A 16532-nucleotide genomic window follows, 5' to 3' on the forward strand; every position below is an offset into this window, starting at 1 on the left:
TCTACATGGAGCAGCTAGCGACCACACGAAGTTGGGAAGCTAACTTTCGAATTTTGTGGAGTGGACAGTTTATTACGATTATCGGCTTAACGGGAATTACCCCATTCTTGCCGTTTTACATGCAGCAAATCGGAGTAAATGACACCAAAACAAATCTTCTGTGGAGTGGATTGGCATTAGCAGCGCCTGCAATCGCCTATGCACTTACTTCCCCGATTTGGGGAAGAATGGGTGATCGTTGGAGCAGAAAGTGGATGTTCGTCCGTTCCTTGTTAGGATTATCGGTAAGTTTATTGTGCATGGGGATGGCTCAAACCCCGTTGCAATTTTTTCTCTCCCGGCTCTGCCAGGGCGCATTTGGAGGGATTTCTGATGCAAGCACCTCTTTTATCGGGTCAGCAGCGCCAAAAGATAAGCAAGGGTTGTATCTCGGCAGGTTTCAAAATGGGGTAGCAGCCGGATCACTTATAGGGCCTTTATTAGGAGGAATACTTGCCGATCAGTGGGGATTTCGTCCGATGCTATTCTTCACTGGAGCCTTGACAGGGATATGCGGCATACTGGCCGGTTTTTTGTTGAAGGAATCCGAAAGAGAAGAACAGCAATCCTCACCTCCATCTTCTGGTTATTTTCCAGCTCTCAAGAATCTGATGAGTGATCCCACGCTGAGGGCATTTCTCTTTGGTGGAATTGCTGCCAAGTTCGGGGTGTTTGGCTTACTTGCGGTGTTTGGTCCGTATGTGTCCACATTTTCTACCTTCTCTTCTTCTCCAACCATGTGGATAGGCTTACTCGATGCAGCAACTCATTTCGGAACCCTGTTAGGTTCCTCCTGGTGGGGGAAGAAAAACGACCGCTCCCCGGTGGAAAAGAATTTTGTCATGGCATCTGCAATTTGTGGCCTGCTCATCATCTCACAAGCGTGTCTGCCTTTTGTAGCATGGCTATTTTTGCTTCGCATTCTTCAAGGCTTCTTTTTCAGCTCACTGATTCAATCGGTGATCTTGATCGTGATTCGCACGTCAGATGACTTCAATCGGGGACTGAGCATCGGTATCACAAACAGCCTGCTTGTAACTGGTCAGATAGCCGGATCTTTCAGTGGAGGCCTACTTGGTGGATACCTCCCCTTTGCATGGATTATCGCCTTCATGGGCACCGTGTTTATTCTTTCCTCCATCCTGGTTGGGATCATGATTTCATCACTACACAAGAAAGGTAGTGTTCAGCAAATATGACACGTCTCGAAGATGTACAACATTCAAAACAGTCTCTGGATCATGAATTGGCAGAACAAGCGACGATTGAAAGAATAGTAAATGCCTATCTCCGTGAAAACGGTATTTTTGATCCAAGGTTAGAGAAAAATGGGTCACAGCTTTCTCTTCCATTTGAAACTGACAACTTTTTTTACCTCCATCTGCCAAAAAGCAGCGCAACATTGGTTGGAGAATTAACTTTCTGGTCAGCAGGAGGGCATCACTCGTACGGTTCCTCCTTCTATCAAGTTAAAGAGTTTACCTATAGCAAACTAGATGGTCACCAGATCTTGCAGCTCATTCTTGACGAGCTCTCGATGCTGGAAACAGATGAATCGATTCGTCACCATAAAAAAAATGAACTGCTTCATCACATGCAAAACAGCGTACAAAACACAATCAGTTATATCAGGAAATCCCGCTCCACGCCGAATAGACAGAATCAGCCTCTGGACTTTCTTCTTTCGGAACAGTCTCTCTATTATGGCCATCCGTTTCACCCCACCCCAAAAAGCCAGGAAGGTTTCACTCAACTGGATATGCATCGATTCTCTCCAGAACTGGGGACGTCTTTCACTCTCCACTATCTCGCTGTATCTCCAGAATTCATTCGGGAAGAGTGGGTTCATCAGCCTAATGTGAATCATGCAGAAACGTGCATCCCGCAAAGCATTCGGGATGAAGCTGCATCAATACTAGGTGTTGATAAAATTCAGTATGAGTTGCTTCCGTGCCATCCTTGGCAAGCCAATTATCTTTTGCAGCAAAAGCATTTTCAGGACCTCCTCCACCAGGAAAAGATCATTGACCTGGGGCCATTAGGAAACAGGGTCTATCCAACTTCCTCCGTCAGAACCGTCTGGGACCCTTCACACAACTATTTTTTCAAATTGCCGCTTCAGATCCGCATAACCAATTTCATCAGAGTCAATACGTATGAACAAGTAAAACGCACAATCGACGCATCGAAGATCGTTGCAGAAGTAAAGGATCGGTTCGAAAACGAGCAATTCCAGGTATTAATGGATTACGGGTTCAGGACTGTATCTCTAGCAGAGATTCCTGATTCGGAAAATGAACGAGTCATGGAAGCCGCCGCCGTTGTCTTCCGAGGAAATCCCGAAGAGCTTCGCCGACAAGGAAGTACCATTTTTGTCGTTGGTTCTTTGATGGAAACACCACCGGGAGAAGCCGAACCCACCTTATTTAAAGCCATTCGTCAAAACAAGGAAAACCAGCTACCTTCCCTTACCAACTGGTTCCAACAGTACCTCACCATAAGCATGCTCCCGATTCTTACCATGTTTGCCGAAGCAGGGATCAGCTTGGAGGCTCATGCACAAAACTCACTGGTTATGCTTGAGAAAGGGCTCCCTGTTAGATTGTACGTTCGTGATCTGGAAGGAATCAGCATTGACCGTGACATGGCTTTGCGCCATGGCTGGACGAAAACACTGATTGCTACTGACAGCCCTGTTCTCTATCAGGAGGAAGAGGCGTGGTTCCGTCTGCAATATTACTTCTTTGTCAACCACCTCGGGTATGTTGTTCGGACATTGGCTAAATACAGTAACCAGGATGAGTACGTCTTCTGGAGAGTGGCTCGCAATGTCTTGCTCGAAGAAAGCAAGAAAACACCCTCTGAGCGAATGACCAAATATATCAATGATCTATTGCATCGAAAAACACTTCCAGCCAAAGCAAATTTCGTAAGCCGATTCCAAAAAATTGGTGAAACACCACTCTATGTGCAGATCCCCAATCCTATTCATTTCTGCCAGGTCACTGAGCATACATCACTTACTAATGAAGAGGTGAAACAATGAATCCAGTTGTTACAGAAACGAATTCGTTTGAACTAGAGCGGTTGGATATTCAGGAAGCCTTGCAATCTCCTGAGTATGTTGAAGTACGCAGGCGGATTTTTCGACAAATCATTGAATCGCTCATCTATGAAGAAATTGTAGAGGAAAAACCACAAACTCTTCCTGACGGTAAGCCAGGGTACGTATTGGAGGGTCAAAGTGAGAAAGGGAAATCCGTACAATATGTCTGCCACGGCCAAAGGAAAATGAGCTATGGCAGAGTCCGCTTAACCAAAGAGCCTGTTATGAGGGTGGAGGATGGCAGGGGAACTGAGGCAGAGTGTTTGACAACTTTTTTACTAGAGACAGCTCCCTTTATGAAGGAAGAACCGGAACAATTGCACACATTTATTAACGAAATCATGCAGACCCATGTAAAAGATACAGTAGCAAAGCATCAGCAAAAGAACCGAGAGCCTGCATCTCCTGCTCAAAGTTTCGCAGAGCTGGAGGGAGACATTATTGACGGGCATCCCTATCATCCATGCTATAAATCAAGAATTGGCTTCGATCTCGCAGATAATGCTGCTTATGGACCTGACTTCAAACCTTTGATGAAACTCATCTGGGTAGCCATTCAAAAAAAGAGGGCGGTCATTTCTTCATCAGATGAGCTTGATACCCAGGATTTCTTTCGAAGCGAACTGGGAGAAGAAGATCACAAACATTTTGTCGATAGACTACAGAATCAGGGATACGATCCTGATGAATTCGTGTTTGTGCCTATTCATCCATGGCAGTGGAGAGAGAAAATTTCGACCACATTTTTTGAGCAAATCCGGTCAGGACAAATCGTTCTCTTAGGGGAAGGGACGGATCAGTACAGTCCTCAACAATCAATCAGAACCTTAACCAACCGGACCTCTCCCGAAAAGGCCTATGTAAAGGTTTCGTTAAACATCCGAAACACATCGGCAAGCCGTATACTGGGCCATCATCATGTAGAGAATGCCTCTATTGTCTCCGATTGGCTTGAATCCGTCAGAAAAAATGACTCGTACTTACAGGATGAATTGCGTGTGGTGTTTTTAAAAGAAGTGCTAGGGGTGTACTTTGCTGATGACCAACTGCCTGAGGTTACTCAGGAGAGCATGTACGGTTCACTGGGAGCCATCTGGCGAGAAAACATTCAGCACTATCTTACTTCAGATGAAGTTGCCGTACCGTACACAGCACTATACCATGTCGGAGCTGATGGCATTCCTTTTATTGATCCATGGATACAAGAATTTGGTTGGAAGAACTGGCTGAGTCAAGTATTGCAAGTATCAATCCTTCCGCTTGTCCATTTACTGTTTGCTCACGGGATCGCCCTGGAATCACATGCACAAAACATGGTACTGATTCACCGTGGCGGAATTCCGACACGCGTAGCTTTACGCGATTTTCCAGGAGGGATTCGCTATTATACAGGTGAATTCGCAGACAAGACGTCACAACCTCATTTGAAGGCACCTCCAGCGTTTCACTCCAATGTCATTTCTTCCATGGCAACAGAACAGGCTAGTGAAGTTACTGACTTTTTACATGATGCATTCTTTCACATCAATCTTTCGGAGTTTTCCATGTTTTTGGAAGAGTACTACGGAATATCTGAAAAAGCATTCTGGACAATTGCTGCAGAGACGATTACCTCCTATCAGAAGCAGTTTCCAGAGCTACAGTATCTGTTTGAAGCACTCAATATTTTTACCGAAAAAGTGCTTGTGGGTCAATTAACGATCCGCAGACTGTGCGGAGAATCCCATATTAGGGAACATAGCGTACCAAATCCCCTTTACACTGCTTTGAAGGAGTTGGACGTATGAATAAACTGATCCAGATTATTGAGGAAAAAAAAAACACACAAGACAACCCGATTTGCGCCTATATCTATGATCTGGATGCTTTACAGCAGCACGTCGAGGAAGTGGCTCGCTCACTTCCTCCCTCCTGCCGCTTGTTCTATGCGATGAAAGCCAATTCGGAAGCCCAGATTGTAAAAACGATAAGCAAACACGTATACGGGCTAGAGGTTGCATCGCTTGGGGAAGTGAAAAAAGCCAGAGCAGTTGATGCTTCCATTCCTGTTATCTTTGGGGGGCCTGGCAAGACAGATGAAGAAATCAGGGGCGCTATCGAGCATCAAGTAAAGTTGATCCACGTAGAAAGCATCAATGAACTACAAAGAATTAACCTGATTGCCAGCTCTCTGAATTGCACAGTATCGATACTCCTGCGTGTCAATCTAGCCGGACCTTTTCCACAAGCGACCCTTGCCATGGCCGGGAAGCCTACACAATTCGGGATCGATGAGTCTGAAATAGGGGAGGCAATCCAACTGGCTTTGTCATGCGAACATGTTTCGCTGGAAGGGTTTCACTTACACTCGATTTCCAACCAATTGGACGACCAAAGTCATTTATCTCTGATCGAATATTATTTTGACAAGGTGGATGACTGGTCTAACACATACGGAATCACCGTTACCTACATCAATGTCGGCGGTGGTATTGGGATCAATTACGCAGAATTAGATAAACAATTTGCATGGAGTCATTTTGTAAACGGTTTGTCTGCGTTAATTCAACGGCGGAACAAAGAGCGCACCACAATCATCTTTGAATGCGGACGCTTTTTAACTGCTGCTTGCGGATACTATGCCACAGAAGTAATTGACATCAAAAGAAACCACGGCAAGAACTTCGTTATCGTAAGAGGCGGTACTCAACATTTTCGCCTGCCTGTCTCTTGGCAGCATAACCACCCATTTCTCGTCTTGGCACAAGAGACATGGAAGTATCCTTTTCAACGAAAAAAACTTTGGGAAAGTGAAGTGACCATCGTTGGCCAGCTTTGCACGCCAAAAGATGTATTTGCCAAAGACGCTCAAGTAAAACAGATCCGAGTCGGCGACGTCATTCTGTTTCTATACGCCGGAGCTTACGGTTGGGCTATTTCTCATCATGATTTCCTCAGTCATCCTCATCCGGAACATATTTATTTGACAAACATACCTGTAATGAAATAAGTGCCAAGAGTTCATAGGAAACGGGAGGATTTCTCATGTCAGAGGTATTGCTATCACTAAAACTTATCGATATTGACAAATTGTATCTTCATGAAGAGCATGAACCTTCAAGACTTGAGCGAACCAGTCAAGCAATTAAGCATGATGGGTTCCTTCGTCACCCGGTCTTGGTAACAGAAATGAAAGACGGGCGCTATCTTGTGCTGGATGGAGTTCATCGTATCAGTGCTCTTCGATTGCTAGGATGTGCAAAAGTCCCTGTGCAAATAGCCCAAAAATCCGATTTCTCCATTGAAGCATGGCATCATCTGGTCCGTGCTGACGCTTCATGGAGAAAGCTTTTTCAGGATTCAGATCTAAACTGGCTACAGGAAAACGAAGTGACAAATCAACATGGGCTAATCGAGACTGTTGATGAGTTCGGAAATAGATTATTCCTAGACACAGTTGGTCAACAGGATTTTCTGATCATATGGCATAAACTTGTCACCTCATACAGCAAGAAGGGAGCGGTGCAACGGATTCCCGCTGACAGTTGCCTGTACCCGGACAAAGGAACCGTGCTGATAAAATACAAGGCAGTTTCCTTTGATCAACTTGAGAAAGTGATAAATGAAGGGCGGATTCTTCCAGCAGGAGTAACACGATTCCAGGTAAACGGACGTCTTTTAAATCTCAAAATACCACTTGAACTGCTTTATAGTGAGAAGTCAAATGAGCAGGAATGGGAGAAGCTGCAACTCATATGGAATCAATCGCTACGGTTGTATACAGAGCAGGTTTACTTATGTGAGATATAAAAAACAGAGTGTTTAGTTCACGGTAACTAAACACTCTGTTGCGTTATATTACAATACTCACAATTACTCCGGTCAATACACTTACTAGCGTGGCTCCATACAACAGCTTCAAGCCAAAGCGTGCAACCACATTTCCTTGTTTTTCATTCAGCCCTTTTACCGCTCCCGCAATGATTCCGATGGATGAGAAGTTAGCAAAAGAAACGAGGAAAACAGAAATAATCCCGAGAGTGCGCTCACTAAAGGTGGACGCTATTTTCCCCAAATCCATCATCGCCACAAACTCATTGGTGATTAGCTTGGTCGCCATAATACCACCTGCTGAAACCGACTCTGCAAGCGGAACACCCATGATAAGCGCAATCGGCGCAAAGATATAACCCATGATTTGTTGGAAGGAGATCCCGAACAACAATTCAAACGTATGGTTGATCGCAGCCATCAAGGCAACAAAACCGATCAGCATGGCGCCTACAATAATAGCTACTTTAAATCCGTCCATAATATATTCGCCCAGCATTTCGAAGAAGGATTGCTTCTCTTCTTCCTGCACAATTAAGATATCTTCTCGATCTTCTACTGTATATGGGTTAATAATCGAAGAAATAATGAAGCCCCCGAATAAATTAAGGACGATGGCGGTTACGACATATTTCGGTTCAATCATCGTCATATATGCACCCACAATGGACATGGACACTGTAGACATTGCTGATGCACATAACGTATATAAGCGATGGGCAGGGAGAACTCCCAACTGTTTTTTCACCGTAATAAAGACTTCCGATTGCCCTACCATAGCAGAAGCAACCGCATTATAAGATTCCAATTTACCCATTCCATTGATTTTACTCAGAAGCAATCCTATGCCCTTCATGATAAACGGAAGAATCTTCAGGTGCTGGAAGATCCCGATTAATACCGAAATGAAAACGATAGGTAACAACACATTGAGGAAAAATGGGAAAGAGCCTTCATTGGCAATACCGCCAAATACAAAGGAGACTCCTTCATTGGCGTATTGAAGCAATTTCTCAAAGACTTTGGCTATCGCTTGAATCAAAATCAGGCCAAAATGAGTGTTTAACAGTAATCCAGCCAGTAAAAGCTGAATCACGACCATGATCAGGATCGGTTTCACTTTTATTTTTTTGCGGTTGTTACTGACCAAGAAAGCCAGGGCAAACACAACCAATAAACCTACGATTGATAGTAAGTAATTCATGGTAGCCTCCACGTAGATGATATCCAATCTCTGATTTTGTTATTTATCTGTATCCGCTTTCAATTACAGGAAAAAATGGTGTGTGCTATTCATTTATTTTTTGAGATCCTTGGATGAAAAGAATCCTGGCAACAACTCGTAAATCGTTGTCTCTGCAACTTCCCCTTTTAGATTAGCCAGTAGCACTTTGGTGTTCTCTGTAGAGAATTCAGCAATCACTTGCCTGCATGCCCCACATGGTGAAATGGGTCCCTCTGTATCGCCGACAACAGCAATGGCAGCAATTTCTTTTTGGGGAATCAGGCTAGTCCCAATTCACCCAGTAGGACTAACCCAATTCACTATTATGGAGTATTTTTAATACCCGGATGTAGAAGCTTGCCCTTTTATGATTGCCACGCCAGAACTTGCTCCGATGCGGTTTGCTCCTGCCTCTATCATGGCAAGGGCATCTTCCAGACTTCTTACTCCGCCCGAAGCTTTCACTCCCACATTTTGCCCAACTGTCTTTCTCATTAACGCAACATCTTCTACGGTTGCTCCACCAGTGGAGAAGCCTGTCGATGTTTTAACAAAATCAGCACCCGCTTGAACCGAAAGCTGGCAAGCTTTTTCGATTTCTTCTTTGGTCAAAAGTGCTGTTTCAATGATTACCTTGGTGAGGGCTTTTCCTTTTGCTGCGTCTACCACATCTCTGATATCCGCTTCCACCAGATCGTACTGTTTGTCCTTAAGAGCACCCACATTGATGACCATATCAATTTCAGTAGCACCATTTTCAATCGCATTCGCAGTTTCGAATGCCTTTACTTCCTTGGTAGTGGCCCCCAAAGGAAAACCAATCACTGTGCACACCTTCACTTCAGGCGTATCTTTCAAGATGGCAGCCGCTGTTTTTACCCAGGTTGGATTCACGCAGACGGAGGCAAAACGATGAGTTTTTGCTTCTTCCGCCAATTTCACGATTTCCGCTTCAGTTGCATTTGCTTTCAACAACGTGTGGTCAATCATTCTTGCTAAATCAGTAGTCATTTGGTTTTTCATCCTTTCCCTTTTCAATCGATTAGTGAATTTCTTTATAAATCAACTGTGGTGCCTCTACCTTTTCATTTACAGTCTTGTAGGCCCCATAGATCTTCTCCATAACGTTAGCTACATTTTCTGTATTGCTGTGGATCGTAACGAGAGCTTCTCCTTCGCTCACCGGATCGCCCACTTTTTTGTGAAGAACGACGCCTACAGCCAAATCAATTGCAGATTCCTTCGTGATCCGACCGGCACCGAGCATCATCGCTGCAACGCCAATTTCCTCTGCAGTGATCTCAGCGATATAGCCTGCTTGTTTCGCTGGAACTTCAATCAAATATTTCGCAGTCGGCAGCTTGGCAGGATCGTCAACAACGGAGGCATCCCCACCTTGGGAGGAAAGGAATGTTTTGAAAGCATCCAGTGCTTTTCCGTTACGTATGACTTCTTCCAGCATGGCACGTGCTGCTTCCAGCGTATCTGCTTTACCAGCCAGCATCACCATGTGACTACCTAGAGCCATACATAATTCATGCAGATCTTCAGGGCCCTTCCCCTGTAACGTGTCGATTGCTTCTTTCACTTCCAGCGCATTGCCGATTGCGTATCCCAAAGGCTGACTCATATCAGAAATAATGGCTTTGGTATTGCGTCCTACCCCATTGCCGATATCGACCATCGCTTTTGCTAGCTCTTCGGCTTGCTCCAGACTCTTCATAAAAGCACCGCTGCCTGTCTTCACATCCAGGACGATGGCATCTGCTCCTGCTGCAATCTTTTTGCTCATGATCGAACTGGCGATTAGCGGAATCGAATCCACTGTCGCTGTCACATCTCGCAGGGCATACAGCTTTTTGTCTGCTGGAGTAAGATTGGCACTTTGACCAATCACGGCGATTTTATTCTTGTTGACCAGGTTGATGAACTCACTATTCGTAATCTCAACGTGGAACCCTGGCACTGCTTCCAATTTATCGATGGTTCCACCTGTATGACCGAGACCTCGACCAGACATCTTGGCTACTGGGACCCCTAAAGCAGCTACGAGTGGAGCCAATACAAGAGTAGTCGTGTCACCAACGCCACCAGTGCTGTGCTTGTCTACCTTGATTCCATCGATTTGGGATAAATCAATTTGGTCGCCAGACTGAACCATTGCTTCTGTCAGATATACTCTTTCTGCTTGGGTCATCCCTTGGAAATAGACAGCCATAGCAAATGCTGACATTTGATAGTCAGGAATTTCTCCGTTAGTGTAACCTTCAATCAAAAATTGAATTTCAGACTTCGTCAGCTCTTGACCATTCCGTTTTTTCTCGATGACATCAACCATTCTCATACTAGCGCCCTCCAGAAATAATGATGTATAACCGTTAACGCTTTCATTTTAGAGAAAAAGCACTGTTTTTAAACTTTGCAAAGCAACTATAACACATTCTTTGAACATATGTAAATCAATCACTGAACAATTGTAAAGGTATATGAGCGCTTTGTGACATAGAAAAACCCCTACCGTATGGGACAGGGGTGTCTTGCTTCGTTCAATTTATTTCTCTTTGTCTAATAAAAACTGCGCCGTGTATTGGTCAGTAATCAATACATTGGCGTACTCTCCTTTGAGGGCGCCGTAGATCCCTTCGATCTTTTGTGCTCCTCCGGCTACAAGGATGGAGTAATCTTTCTTTTTAAACTCTTCCAGGTTAATACCCAGCGTCCGTTCGTTCAGGCTTTCATTACATATGTTTCCTTCTATATCAAAAAAACGTGAACAGATATCCCCGACCGCTTTGGAATACAACATTTCTAAGTCATCTTCCGTAAAATAGCCTAATTGAAACAAAAGAGATTCTGACTTGATCGGGCCACAGGTAAACATGGCAATATTGGCCTCTTTGCCCATTTCAATTACTTTTCGGATATGACGGTCTGCCTCCATAGCTTGCTTGACCACCACATGATCTACAATTGCAGGCAGCGGCAAATAAAGCGGATTGGTGTTAAATGCTTTCCCGAAAAGATAGAGGATTTCAGACGCATACGTGTGAGTCTGTGAATGACTCACCCCGCCTTTTAATTGAACCACTTTGACATCGTTCACGAACATCTGCTTCAACTCGATCGCAACATGATAAAGAGTTGTCCCCCATGTCACCCCGATAATGTCGCCCTCTTTTACAATTTCAGAAAGGTAGGATGCCGCCTTTTCCCCTAGATAATTCTTGATGATATTGTTCTCATACTGTGGGATGGAAACCACAATAGCTTTTTTTAGCTGGAACTTTTGTTCAAGATTTTCGGACAGATTTTTAATATCATCGGTTGCATCCCTGATTTTGATTTGAACGATTCCTTCGTTTTTGGCAGTCTGCAATAACCTCGATACAGTAGGCCGTGAAACTCCCAAAAGCTTGGCAATATCATGTTGATTATAATCAAGCAGGTAATAGAGCTTGGCTGCCTCAATTACCTTGTTTAATTTATCAGGTTCCATACGATTCTCCTAAAGAATTTTAGTAATATTGGTTTTATTTTATCAGAATTATTTTACCTCAATATAGTCCAAAATATGAAATTATGTTAAGTACGCATAGAAAAAATGTTGTTTTTATCCTTAAAAATATACTTGTGTGGTAACTGCGATAAAGGTTACTATGTTAGTGGTAACCAATCACCATGGATTATCCCTCGCAGAAAGGAGGTTGCCTGAATGAATTTCAGCGTTTATCTTTTGGCAATTGCTTCGTTTGTCGTTGGCATGGTTGAGCTGATCATTGGCGGAATACTGGACCAGGTCGCCAACCATTTTCACATTTCAGTCAGTAAAGCAGGAGAACTTATCACGGTTTTTTCCCTTGTTTTTGCCATTGCTGCTCCAATACTGCTGCCATTGACAGCAAAAATAGAGCGTAAAGCACTCTGCTTATGGACACTATTTGTATTCTTTCTCGGGAATCTGGTTGCTTATCTGAGCCCTACCTTCTCGATTTTGATGCTGTCTCGAGTGATCTCTGCTGCGAGTGGCTCTCTTCTTGTCGTCCTTTGTGTAACGCTTGCATCGGGAATCGTAAAAGAAACGTATCGAGCACGAGCGATTGGTGTCATTTTTATGGGAATCAGTGCATCCTTAGTATTGGGAATCCCGATAGGTCTTGTCATCGGTACCCATTTTGGCTGGAGATTCATTTTTCTGCTGATTGCCGTTCTTACGATTCTATCCATGTTGGGGATTTTTGCATTTTTAACTAAAATAGAACCAAAGCCCATTATCCCCTTACGTCAGCAGCTTGGCACGTTGAAAAATACAAAAACGTTGTCCGCCCAGTTAACTTCACTGTTGTTTTTAACGGGACATCTGACGTTGTATGCATACTTGACTCCATTTTTGCAAAGCGTCCTGCATATTGATGCGAACTGGATCAGCATCTTCTATTTCCTGTTTGGGATTGCTGCAGTGTTGGGCGGCGGAGTCGGAGGATGGGCAGCAGACAAATGGGGATCGAAAAAGAGCATTTTAATCATGGTCTCTCTCTTTACCATCGTTCTCTTCATTTTGCCAAAGGTTACATTCTCGATGACCCTCTTTATTCTGGTCATGATGATTTGGAGCATGCTGAGTTGGGCTGTTACTCCTGCACAGCAGGCCTACCTGATTGAAACAGCTCCTGAAACATCTGACATCCAGCAAGGTCTGAACAATTCCGCTTTGCATCTGGGAATTGCCCTAGGTTCCACCATTGGCGGCTTTGTGATCAGTGAGTATTCTGTCACTGAAAATGCGTTGGTCGGCGGATTGATCACACTGTTAGCCTTGTTTTGTGCATGGTTTTCGATTACTCGCAAACCCAAAGCTGCTACAGAGATGCATCCATTATAAAAATCACTTGAAGGAGGTGTACATGGTCGTATTCGGGTTTACATTCCGCAATAAGGCCATACGATTATGAGCGTTCATATCAATGCAAAACAAGGTGAAATTGCAGAAAGCATTCTTTTACCGGGAGATCCGCTGCGTGCGAAATATATCGCTGAAAATTTCCTCGAAGATATTACCTGCTACAACCAAGTCCGTGGTATGCTCGGCTTTACCGGAACCTATAAGGGGAAAAGGGTATCTGTTCAAGGTACAGGTATGGGACTTCCCTCGATCTCCATCTATGTAAATGAACTGATCCGTGAGTACGGTGTAAAAAACCTGATTCGAGTAGGTTCGTGCGGTGCGATTGCAAGAGACATCAAGGTACGGGATGTCATTCTCGCTATGACCTCGTGCACCGATTCCAATATCAATCGCCTCAACTTCCCTGGATTCGATTATGCTCCGTGCGCTAACTTCGAGCTTTTGCAAAAGGCACATCAGGTCGGCAAACAAAAGAACATGCCCATCCGGGTCGGCAACGTGCTTTCTGCCGATGTCTTCTACCGTGACAGCATGGATATGGTTGAAAAACTGGGCACCTATGGCGTGCTCGCAGTAGAGATGGAAACAACCGCTTTGTATACCCTTGCTGCCAAGTACGGAGTAAATGCGCTTGCCATTCTGACAGTAAGTGACCATATTTTTACCGGAGAGGAAACAACAGCAGAAGAACGCCAAACTACCTTTAACGATATGATTATCATGGCTTTGGATGCCTTGATTGCAGAATAAGGATTGAACACAAGGGAAAAGGCCCTTACCTGAGACAGTACATTGATCTCTGGTAAGAGCCTTTTTTCTATGCTAATAACGCAGTTGCATCAAGAGATTCCTGACTTCTACATCTTGCATCAGGATTTCTTCATATTTTCTCGTAATTTTTGTCAAAGCCACATCATGGTAGTAAAACTCGGTAAAGAATTTAACAAATGGCTTCGACTTGGTTTTCATCGCCTGCCACGCATGGTTTTCTACTCCGGCAAACAGAATCTCCTCATCATCGATAATGATCAGCCGGTTGGGCTCCAATACACGATGCTCTTCATTGGGAGTCAGGATATTGAGATTGGCAAGGGGTGCTTTGACCTCACCAACCACAAGCGCTTCTACTTTTACTCCGCTTTGTTCCCTTTCCAACAGGATAGGCAAATATTCATTAAAGTCCTCTTTCCACACAGAGATTCGAATGGATTCCTTTGCCTCCTGCAAGAGTTGCTTGCATTGTACACGGATCGAAGAGTCTACCTTCAAGCTCCAGACCCTGTCATCGGTAAAAGACTTTTTCGTTGAGCGAGCTTTTAGCTGATCGATACTTTCCTTAAATTCAGTCGTTAGCTTTTCAATGACCAGACTCAGGGACAGCGCCGTGTACTGCTTCTTCTTTTCAGAGACAGAATCCAGAATCAGCCCTTTTTCAATCAAACGGGTGATCACTTCGTATATTTTTGCTTTTGGCACACCCGAATGCTTGACGATGAGTGTAGCGTCCATTGGCTCGTCACTCGATAACAGGATTTCGTACACCTTGCTCTCATACTGGGTAAAACCAAACTTTTGCAGCATAGTGCCTCCACTTTCCAGAAACATGATTTCTATATTCCCACACTTGTTTCAGCCTTGTATTCCTGCAACAGCGCAAGGAACTGATGTCCATACTTTTCAAATTTCGAAGCACCAATCCCTTTTACCGCTAGCATGGCTTGTTTATCATCAGGGCATAACCGGCTTAACTCTTTTAACGTACTGTCATGGAAAATGACAAAGGGCGGTACCCCTTCCTGCTGGGATATTTCCTTGCGCAACTGGCGCAGGCGCTCAAACAAGTCGTCATTATCCTCTTGCTGATGTTTCGGGCGAAGCAGAATCTTTTGCCATACTGTTTCCTCTCCACGCAGTACAGGTACCACTCGGTCGCTCAACATGACAATAGGATATTTGCTTTCTTTCACAGTCAAGTAACCGTCTGCAATCAGTAATTGGATCATATCGACGATCTCTTGTTCCGTGTATTCCTTCATCACTCCGTACGTAGGTAATTGATCCAAGCCAAATTGGATCAATTTTTTATTTTTGGAGCCTTTCAGCACCTGGGCAATGAGTGAGGCACCGTAGCGTTCTTTCATCCTTTTCACACAGGAGAAGATCTTTTGTGCCTCTACAGTTATATCCACTAGCTCCTGATCATTGGTGCAGTTGCTGCATTGTCCACACGTACTGGCGGAAGTTTCACCGAAATATTGAAGAATCGTCTGTTGCAGGCATTTGGGTGTCCGGCAATATTCAACCATGGCGTACAGCTTCTTGTATTCATACGGCTTGCGCTCGCTTCCCTGCTGATTTTGTTCGATGAAAAAGGATTGGGTCTGTATGTCCTGCGGATGAAACAGCAGAATGCATTCGCTCATCTCCCCATCCCGTCCGGCCCTTCCCGCTTCCTGATAATAGGCCTCCAGGTTCTTGGGCATGTTGTAATGAATACAATACCGCACATTTGATTTATCGATACCCATCCCGAAAGCATTGGTAGCGACCATGACCGTAACATCGTCAAAAAGAAATGCCTCTTGATTCCTTGCTCTCTCCACTTCACTCAGGCCGGCATGATACCTGGTCACGGAATGTCCTCGCTTAAGCAAATTTTCGTATAGCTCGTCCACATCTTTTCTCGTCGAAGCATAGATAATCCCTGCTTGCTGTCGATTGGCCTTTAGATACTCATGCACGAAATCTCTGCGATTTTCTCCCTTGCGAACGGACAAGATTAGATTATCCCTGCCAAAACCGGTGATAAACACCTGCTCGTCCTCTAGAGAAAGCTGCTTGCGAATATCCTCCGTTACTTCAGGAGTGGCTGTAGCAGTTAGTGCCGCAACGATGGGTCTTTTCGGAAGAGCCTGCAAAAAGCTTGTGATCTTTAGATAACTGGGACGAAAATCATGTCCCCACTGTGATACACAGTGTGCTTCATCGACTGCCACAAACGGAACCGGCATCTCATGCAGCAACGTTAAAAAACTCTCCGCTTCCAGCCTTTCCGGTGCTATATACAATAGCTTGTACTCTCCTTGGCGTGCTTTCTCCAACCGATTGGCAGCCTCTCGAAATCCAAGCGAACTGTTTATTTGCGTAGCGGGAATTCCCATGCTTTGCAATACATCGACCTGGTCCTTCATCAGCGAGATAAGTGGGGAAATGACAATCGTGACACCGTCCATGAGCATCGCTGGCACCTGATAACAGATTGACTTACCGCCTCCAGTCGGCATGATGCCTACCGTATCACGACCGGAGAGTATGCTATCTACGATCTGCTCCTGTCCCGGGCGAAAGGACGAATAGCCAAAGTATTGTTGTAATATTTGCATCGCTTTAGTAAGCAAAGGAAACTCTCCTTCAAATCATTGATTATCACAGATTTTCTTCTCCACTTA

At 44.5% G+C, this 16532-nt stretch carries 13 protein-coding genes and 1 pseudogene; 7 read left to right on the forward strand and 7 right to left on the reverse strand.

Going from position 1 to position 16532, the window contains the following annotated elements; genetic code table 11:
* Nucleotides 1–5: 5 nt before the first annotated feature.
* The 5 genes from ACPW7N_RS19840 to ACPW7N_RS19860 are packed head-to-tail and all read left to right on the forward strand — an operon-like array spanning nt 6 to nt 6934.
* On the forward strand, nt 6–1238 hold the full coding sequence (locus ACPW7N_RS19840; RefSeq protein WP_425652905.1) for an MFS transporter: 1233 nt from the start codon (nt 6–8) through the stop codon (nt 1236–1238).
* Nucleotides 1235–3085 carry an IucA/IucC family protein gene (locus ACPW7N_RS19845; RefSeq protein ID WP_425652906.1) on the forward strand — a complete coding sequence of 617 codons (1851 nt, stop codon included), beginning with the start codon at nt 1235–1237 and terminating at the stop codon, nt 3083–3085. Before ACPW7N_RS19840 ends, ACPW7N_RS19845 begins: the two co-directional genes overlap by 4 nt.
* The gene (locus ACPW7N_RS19850; protein ID WP_425652907.1) at nt 3082–4932 is read left to right on the forward strand and encodes an IucA/IucC family protein; all 1851 of its coding nucleotides are present in this window, start codon (nt 3082–3084) and stop codon (nt 4930–4932) included. Before ACPW7N_RS19845 ends, ACPW7N_RS19850 begins: the two co-directional genes overlap by 4 nt.
* Nucleotides 4929–6134: a type III PLP-dependent enzyme gene (locus ACPW7N_RS19855; protein WP_425652908.1), complete on the forward strand. Its 1206-nt coding sequence runs from the start codon at nt 4929–4931 to the stop codon at nt 6132–6134. The genes ACPW7N_RS19850 and ACPW7N_RS19855 overlap by 4 nt, the downstream gene beginning before the upstream one ends.
* 35 nt (nt 6135–6169) lie before the next feature.
* Nucleotides 6170–6934 (forward strand): ParB N-terminal domain-containing protein, encoded by a 765-nt coding sequence (locus tag ACPW7N_RS19860; RefSeq protein ID WP_425652910.1) that lies wholly within the window; start codon nt 6170–6172, stop codon nt 6932–6934.
* A gap of 43 nt (nt 6935–6977) precedes the next feature.
* Here ACPW7N_RS19860 and ACPW7N_RS19865 read toward each other — a convergent pair whose 3' ends face one another.
* The 5 genes and pseudogenes from ACPW7N_RS19865 to ACPW7N_RS19885 all read right to left on the reverse strand — a co-directional run bounded on the left by ACPW7N_RS19865 (nt 6978) and on the right by ACPW7N_RS19885 (nt 11676).
* On the reverse strand, nt 6978–8159 hold the full coding sequence (locus ACPW7N_RS19865) for a NupC/NupG family nucleoside CNT transporter (RefSeq protein WP_425652912.1): 1182 nt from the start codon (nt 8157–8159) through the stop codon (nt 6978–6980).
* A gap of 93 nt (nt 8160–8252) precedes the next feature.
* A pseudogene (locus ACPW7N_RS19870) lies at nt 8253–8447 on the reverse strand (cytidine deaminase family protein); the annotation flags it as partial.
* Between the two features lie 69 nt (nt 8448–8516).
* The gene (deoC, locus tag ACPW7N_RS19875) at nt 8517–9191 is read right to left on the reverse strand and encodes a deoxyribose-phosphate aldolase (RefSeq protein WP_425652914.1); all 675 of its coding nucleotides are present in this window, start codon (nt 9189–9191) and stop codon (nt 8517–8519) included.
* Nucleotides 9192–9222: 31 nt separating this feature from the next.
* The gene (locus ACPW7N_RS19880) at nt 9223–10524 is read right to left on the reverse strand and encodes a pyrimidine-nucleoside phosphorylase (protein WP_425652916.1); all 1302 of its coding nucleotides are present in this window, start codon (nt 10522–10524) and stop codon (nt 9223–9225) included.
* A 207-nt stretch (nt 10525–10731) separates the two neighbouring features.
* On the reverse strand, nt 10732–11676 hold the full coding sequence (locus ACPW7N_RS19885; protein WP_425652917.1) for a sugar-binding transcriptional regulator: 945 nt from the start codon (nt 11674–11676) through the stop codon (nt 10732–10734).
* Between the two features lie 216 nt (nt 11677–11892).
* Here ACPW7N_RS19885 and ACPW7N_RS19890 point away from each other — a divergent pair, with 216 nt between their 5' ends.
* Nucleotides 11893–13059, forward strand: a complete 1167-nt coding sequence (locus tag ACPW7N_RS19890; RefSeq protein ID WP_425652919.1) for an MFS transporter — start codon at nt 11893–11895, stop codon at nt 13057–13059.
* 66 nt (nt 13060–13125) lie between these two features.
* The gene (gene deoD, locus ACPW7N_RS19895) at nt 13126–13833 is read left to right on the forward strand and encodes a purine-nucleoside phosphorylase (protein ID WP_425652921.1); all 708 of its coding nucleotides are present in this window, start codon (nt 13126–13128) and stop codon (nt 13831–13833) included.
* Nucleotides 13834–13905: 72 nt separating this feature from the next.
* Here the strand turns inward: deoD and ACPW7N_RS19900 are convergent, their stop codons facing one another.
* Together ACPW7N_RS19900 and recQ are read right to left on the reverse strand one after the other, a co-directional pair.
* A complete protein-coding gene (locus tag ACPW7N_RS19900; RefSeq protein ID WP_425652975.1) occupies nt 13906–14664 on the reverse strand; it encodes a TrmB family transcriptional regulator in 759 nt (252 codons plus the stop codon).
* A 29-nt stretch (nt 14665–14693) separates the two neighbouring features.
* The gene (gene recQ, locus ACPW7N_RS19905; protein ID WP_425652922.1) at nt 14694–16481 is read right to left on the reverse strand and encodes a DNA helicase RecQ; all 1788 of its coding nucleotides are present in this window, start codon (nt 16479–16481) and stop codon (nt 14694–14696) included.
* Nucleotides 16482–16532 lie beyond the last annotated feature (51 nt).

It is taken from the genome of Brevibacillus nigriterrae (assembly GCF_049846925.1).
In the GTDB taxonomy this organism is placed as follows: Bacteria; Bacillota; Bacilli; order Brevibacillales; family Brevibacillaceae; genus Brevibacillus_H.

Bases quoted from the DNA above. Each gene is read 5' to 3' on its own strand.
- ACPW7N_RS19840 (WP_425652905.1), top strand. From the start codon at position 6: ATGGAGCAGCTAGCGACCACACGAAGTTGGGAAGCTAACTTTCGAATT.
- ACPW7N_RS19845 (WP_425652906.1), top strand. From the start codon at position 1,235: ATGACACGTCTCGAAGATGTACAACATTCAAAACAGTCTCTGGATCAT.
- ACPW7N_RS19850 (WP_425652907.1), top strand. From the start codon at position 3,082: ATGAATCCAGTTGTTACAGAAACGAATTCGTTTGAACTAGAGCGGTTG.
- ACPW7N_RS19855 (WP_425652908.1), top strand. From the start codon at position 4,929: ATGAATAAACTGATCCAGATTATTGAGGAAAAAAAAAACACACAAGAC.
- ACPW7N_RS19860 (WP_425652910.1), top strand. From the start codon at position 6,170: ATGTCAGAGGTATTGCTATCACTAAAACTTATCGATATTGACAAATTG.
- ACPW7N_RS19865 (WP_425652912.1), bottom strand. From the start codon at position 8,159: ATGAATTACTTACTATCAATCGTAGGTTTATTGGTTGTGTTTGCCCTG.
- deoC (WP_425652914.1), bottom strand. From the start codon at position 9,191: ATGACTACTGATTTAGCAAGAATGATTGACCACACGTTGTTGAAAGCA.
- ACPW7N_RS19880 (WP_425652916.1), bottom strand. From the start codon at position 10,524: ATGAGAATGGTTGATGTCATCGAGAAAAAACGGAATGGTCAAGAGCTG.
- ACPW7N_RS19885 (WP_425652917.1), bottom strand. From the start codon at position 11,676: ATGGAACCTGATAAATTAAACAAGGTAATTGAGGCAGCCAAGCTCTAT.
- ACPW7N_RS19890 (WP_425652919.1), top strand. From the start codon at position 11,893: ATGAATTTCAGCGTTTATCTTTTGGCAATTGCTTCGTTTGTCGTTGGC.
- deoD (WP_425652921.1), top strand. From the start codon at position 13,126: ATGAGCGTTCATATCAATGCAAAACAAGGTGAAATTGCAGAAAGCATT.
- ACPW7N_RS19900 (WP_425652975.1), bottom strand. From the start codon at position 14,664: ATGCTGCAAAAGTTTGGTTTTACCCAGTATGAGAGCAAGGTGTACGAA.